This is a genomic window from Streptococcus sp. HMSC074F05 (genome assembly GCF_001808725.1).
Taxonomy (GTDB): Bacteria; Bacillota; Bacilli; order Lactobacillales; family Streptococcaceae; genus Streptococcus; species Streptococcus parasanguinis_I.
This window is the reverse complement of sequence record NZ_KV794406.1, coordinates 7,871-13,339: the sequence shown is the minus strand read 5'-3', so window position 1 is coordinate 13,339 and position 5,469 is coordinate 7,871. Positions and strand designations below refer to the sequence as shown.

Genomic DNA, 5,469 nt, shown 5'->3' with positions numbered 1-5,469 from the left:
AACCAAGGACTCAGATTGACTTGCTGAAACGGATTCTTGTACTAACGACTCTGACTGACTCGCGGAAACTGATTTTTGTACCAACGACTCGGATTGGCTCGCAGAAACTGACTCTTGAACCAACGAGTCTAACTGACTTGCAGAAACTGATTCTTGAACCAGTGACTCTGACTGACTGGCAGAAACTGATGCTTGAATCAACGACTCAGACTGGCTGGCTGAAACGGATTCTGACAGCTTTTTGCTCATTGAAATAGATTGTGACAAGGAAATCAGTTGAGAAACCACTTCCTCCGATCCAACCGCCGATGTTGACTGCGATTGAGACACAGAAATTGATCTAGATGCTAAATTAGATAAGGATACCGACTGACTCAACGAAACAGATTTCGAGGCTTTTTCAGACTCACTCTTAGATGCTGATGCTGCTTTTGATTGTGAGTCGGATTGACTCGCTGATACAGATTCTTTAATCAATGACTCTGATTGACTCGCTGAAATCGACTCTTGAACCAGCGACTCCGATTGGCTTGAAGAAACTGATTCTTGAACCAAGGAATCAGACTGGCTGGCAGAAACGGATTCCTGAAGCAACGACTCTGACTGACTGGCAGAAACTGAGGCTTGAACCAACGAGTCGGATTGACTTGCCGATACAGATGCCTGAACCAACGACTCAGACTGGCTGGCTGAAACCGAGACTTGAACCAAGGAATCTGATTGACTGGCAGATACAGATGCCTGAAGCAACGAGTCAGACTGACTGACGGAAACCGATTCCTGAACCAGTGACTCTGACTGACTTGCAGAAACCGACGCTTGAACTAATGACTCTGACCGGCTAGCTGAAACGGAGGCTTGTACCAATGAATCTGACTGGCTGGCAGATACGGAGGCTTGAACCAGTGACTCGGACTGACTGGCTGATACGGATTCCTGAAGCAACGACTCTGACTGACTGGCAGAAACGGATTCTTTAACCAGTGACTCTGACTGACTAGCTGAGACGGACGCTTGAACCAACGAGTCTGACTGACTAGCTGAAACGGATTCTTGAATCAACGAGTCTGATTGACTGGCAGAAACGGATTCTTGTACTAACGATTCGGATCGGCTAGCTGAAACAGATGCCTGAACCAAGGATTCTGATTGGCTAGATGATACAGATGACTGAATCAAGGAATCGGACTGACTCGCTGATACAGATTCCTGAATCAATGAATCTGATTGGCTGGCGGAAACTGAATCTTGGACCAGCGACTCTGACTGACTGGCGGAAACTGATGCTTGAATCAAGGACTCTGACTGGCTTGCTGAAACCGACGATTGAACCAACGAGTCTGATTGACTAGCAGAAACTGAGGCTTGAACCAAGGAGTCTGACTGACTGGCGGATACAGATTCTTTAACAAGCGAATCGGACTGACTGGCAGAAACTGATGCTTGAATCAACGACTCAGACTGGCTTGCTGAAACCGACGATTGAACTAACGAATCCGATTGACTTGCTGAAACCGACTCTTGGACTAGAGCCTCCGACTGACTAGTGGAGATCGATTCCTGAACCAACGAGTTGGATTCGCTTGTCGATACAGATTGTGACAAGGAAATCGAGGTTGAAACCTGTGAATCTGATTGACTGGCGGAGCTAGATGCTTGTGACAAGGAAACGGACTCACTGACCGAAACAGATTGAGAAGATGAAATGGATTCTGAAACTAGTGACTCTGAAGTTAAAATCGAGAAGTTTTGAGATTGTGAAGTAGATTCTGACGGTGTCATCTTCCGATAGTAATAATTCACACTCGTTAAGGGGTATGAATCTACTATTTTTTTGATCGTTTGTTTGAAGTTGGAAAAACCATCTGCTCCTTGAGGTGTTGCATCTTCTCCAACGACCATGGTCGTATTTTTATCGAGGTAGGCCGATTTTGGAAGTTCCGTGAATGGTTTTGGAACAGTATATTCTATTCCTGTTTTCTCATCAGTGTATGTAACTGTCTCCTTACTAGAGAACCAACCTGTAATATCCAACTCAAAATGTTGGTAATCTATTCGTTTTGGTGTGACATTTAGGAAGTAGTCCTTGTTTTTACTTTCAACTTTACGAGTTCCACCTAAATCTGAAAGGTTATCCGTATTATCTTGTTTAAATTCTTTTTCATAAACAAGTGTATATACATCGGTTACCTTAGCATTTCCTACATCACCACTACTAACATCATGTATTTTAGAAGGATCTAAAACATAGTAGCGAAGAGAATAATCACCATTTTGATTAAGGGTGACAACTTCACTTTTAATGAAATGCTCACGCGCATCCCCTAATAGTTCAATTCTTGATTTCCCATTCTTACTATTATCGAACACCCCACTTTTACGATTCGGGAACACGGTGTGCGCTGGGACCTGTACATAACCAGGAAATTCGCGTGGATTGGAAGCTGTATAATGCTGGCCTTCCAATCCGTAGATTCTATACTCTAGTAAGGATCTTTCTTTCCCCGTTGGTTCATATTGCCCATTAAACCATCTACCATTCGGGTCCACTTCTCTATAGAAGGTCGATTGTTGTCCCATCATAGATGGAATTTTGATACTAGGATACGTCCTAATCAATTGCCCTTGATTCTCAGGCGTCATGACATCATAAATACTCCGGAATAAGAAAGCCTGTTCCGGAATAAAATTCGTCAGCATTCCAAAGGTCCCATTACCTGTAGAAGGTTCCGAATTAAAAACCTTGTTCCCAAGGGGAGCCTGACCAATTAGTACTTCTTTTGGTAATTGAATATCTTGGCCATATCCTTCTGGAGATACAGTTTGTGAAAAAATTTCAGCCCCATCTGATTTTCGGACAATGCGGAAATAAACATCCATTGCCTTATGCTTTTCCGGATCTATCTCACTGATATCAATCGACATAGTCGCATAGTAACCAAGTGACTCTCCTTGTTTATTCACAAAGTCCCAAATACCAAATGTATAACGATTGGTGTAGGGTTCACCTAAAAAATTTTTCAACTCTTCAGGCGAAAATCTTAAGAGATCTTTATCTAGATGAGGATCCTTAGCATATCCTGGTGTGTCAAGTGTAGGATCTTCTACACTCGCACCATTGGGATCTTCTGGGTTCGGGGTCATATCCAATACATCATCAGCCAAGTATGTTTCCTCAGCTAGAGGAGCCAACTGAGCAGAGATCGCAGGTTTCCCATCTATATTCGTATTTCCCACAAAACCTGCAGCTGTCAAGGTCGTCATCATCTCATCGACAGCTTTCTCCAAGCGATCGCGCTGGTCAGCATAAGCTTGCGCACTGGCATTGGTGTGGATCAAGTTATTGCTTGCAGCCACTTCGGCCTGCACTTTGTTAATGACCGCTTCGACCACTGCTCGGCGATCGGTGTCCGTCATTTTAGATGCGTAATTCCCTGCAATTTCTTGAAGCAATTCAGCTTCAGAGGTATTTTGTTCTAAAACAGTGGCTTCTTCTAAACTAGTCGGCTCTTCAATACCTGCTTCTGACTCTAGAGCTTGAGCAGACTCGCTAAGTGCCGTTGATAATGCAGTTGATCCAACTTCGCTTAAGGACAAAGAGGTGGATTCACTGATCGAAGCAGACGCACTCTCAGATGTAGAAAAACTAGTTGATTCTGAAACAGAGATGGATTTTGAAGGCTGACTTGAAGTTTTCGCTAAGACCACACTATCCACTTCTGCCAAGGTTTCCTCTTTTGTCTCAGAAACCGTTGGTGCAAGTGATGTTGCATCCTCCGCCTTAGCTGTCGTAGCAAGCACAGCACCACCAAAAACAGTCCCTACCGTAATCAAACCTTTTAAGAAGGCTTGGTTATGCTTTTGATTTTCTATTTGATCTTGCTGCACGTTGGCAATGATGGTCTCCTCCACTTGCCCACGCACCACGCGAAAGAGGCCTAGGGCAGCCGTTGATGCCCGAAGCCAATTTTTTCCTGATTTAATTAATTTGAAGCGTACGACACGATCTGTTTCACGAAAGTTTCCTTTTGAACGCTTAAATTGCATGATATTCCCCTTACATTGTAGTCATTATTCATTATACAGGAATACTACGTAGATTCAAGTAATTTGCTACAAAAAACTTATATATTATCGTTTAATTTTCAAATTTTTTTGTAACACATTAAAAACACTTCATTCTACTAGTAAAAAAGTGAATCTCCTATGAGATTCACTCGAAAAAAATGATATTTCCTACTAGATCAGTTCCCCTTCTTTTTACGTCGGGTAAGTCCAGCAATTCCAGCTAACCCTGTAACTACCCCGAGAAGAACTGATGTTACAGATTCTGTTTCGCCAGTATTCGGAAGCGCCACAGATTGGCTGTGTTTTTGTGAACCACTTGCTGTTTCTGATACAGACAATGACTCTGAACGAGAAATTGATTGGCTCATTGAGTTAGAGTATGAACCGCTACCAGATGTTGATCCTGATTGTAATTGACTCACTGAAACTGAAGTACTTACTGATGTTGAAGTTAATTCAGGTGCAGAGGTACTCAATGATGCTGACTCTGATGCAGATACTGATGTCGAAACCGAAAGCGAAGTAGAGACTGACTGGCTTTCTGATACTGAACTGCTCAACGATGCTGACATTGATTCGGATGTCGAGATTGATTCAGACGTAGACGCTGACAAGGACGCTGAAACTGATTCAGATACAGAAATCGATTCGGACATTGAGACTGATTCAGAGGTTGAGACTGATTCTGAGGTAGAGGCCGACTCAGAGGCTGATGCTGACTCAGATACAGAAACTGATTCAGACGTTAATACTGATTCTGATGTAGACACCGATTCAGACGTTGACACAGATTCTGATGTTGAAACTGACTCAGACGCTGAAACTGACTCAGACGCTGACAATGACTCGGACACAGATGCCGATTCGGATGTTGACACAGATTCAGACGTTGATACTGATTCTGATGTTGACACTGATTCAGACGCAGAAACTGACTCAGAGGCTGATGCTGATTCTGACGTAGAAACCGATTCTGATACAGAAACGGACTCTGAGGTCGATACTGATTCAGAGGTAGAAACCGACTCGGATGCTGAAACTGATTCAGACGCAGAAACTGACTCCGATGTCGAGATTGATTCAGACGCAGAAACTGACTCCGATGTTGATACCGACGCAGAGGCTGAAACTGATTCTGATGTCGACACTGATTCAGATGCTGAGACTGATTGGCTTACTGAAGTTGAAGCTGATTCGGACACTGATACTGATTCAGAGGTAGAAACCGATTCGGATGTAGACACTGACTCAGAGGCTGACAATGATTCAGATGTCGAGATTGATTCAGACGTTGATACTGACTCGGATACCGACTCAGACGCCGAGACTGATTCAGAGGTTGATGCTGACTCAGATGCAGACAATGATTCTGACGCTGACTCGGATGCAGAAACTGATTCT

General features: G+C 43.5%; 2 protein-coding genes. Both read right to left on the bottom strand.

What is annotated here, in order from left to right; all coding sequences use genetic code 11:
• Positions 1–4,047, bottom strand: a 4,047-nt coding sequence (locus tag HMPREF2685_RS01915) for an accessory Sec-dependent serine-rich glycoprotein adhesin (RefSeq protein WP_148130431.1), incomplete at its 3' end; no start/stop codon positions are given.
• A gap of 197 nt (positions 4,048–4,244) precedes the next feature.
• On the bottom strand, positions 4,245–4,490 hold the full coding sequence (locus HMPREF2685_RS10920; protein ID WP_315940840.1) for an LPXTG cell wall anchor domain-containing protein: 246 nt from the start codon (positions 4,488–4,490) through the stop codon (positions 4,245–4,247).
• Positions 4,491–5,469: the final 979 nt, after the last annotated feature.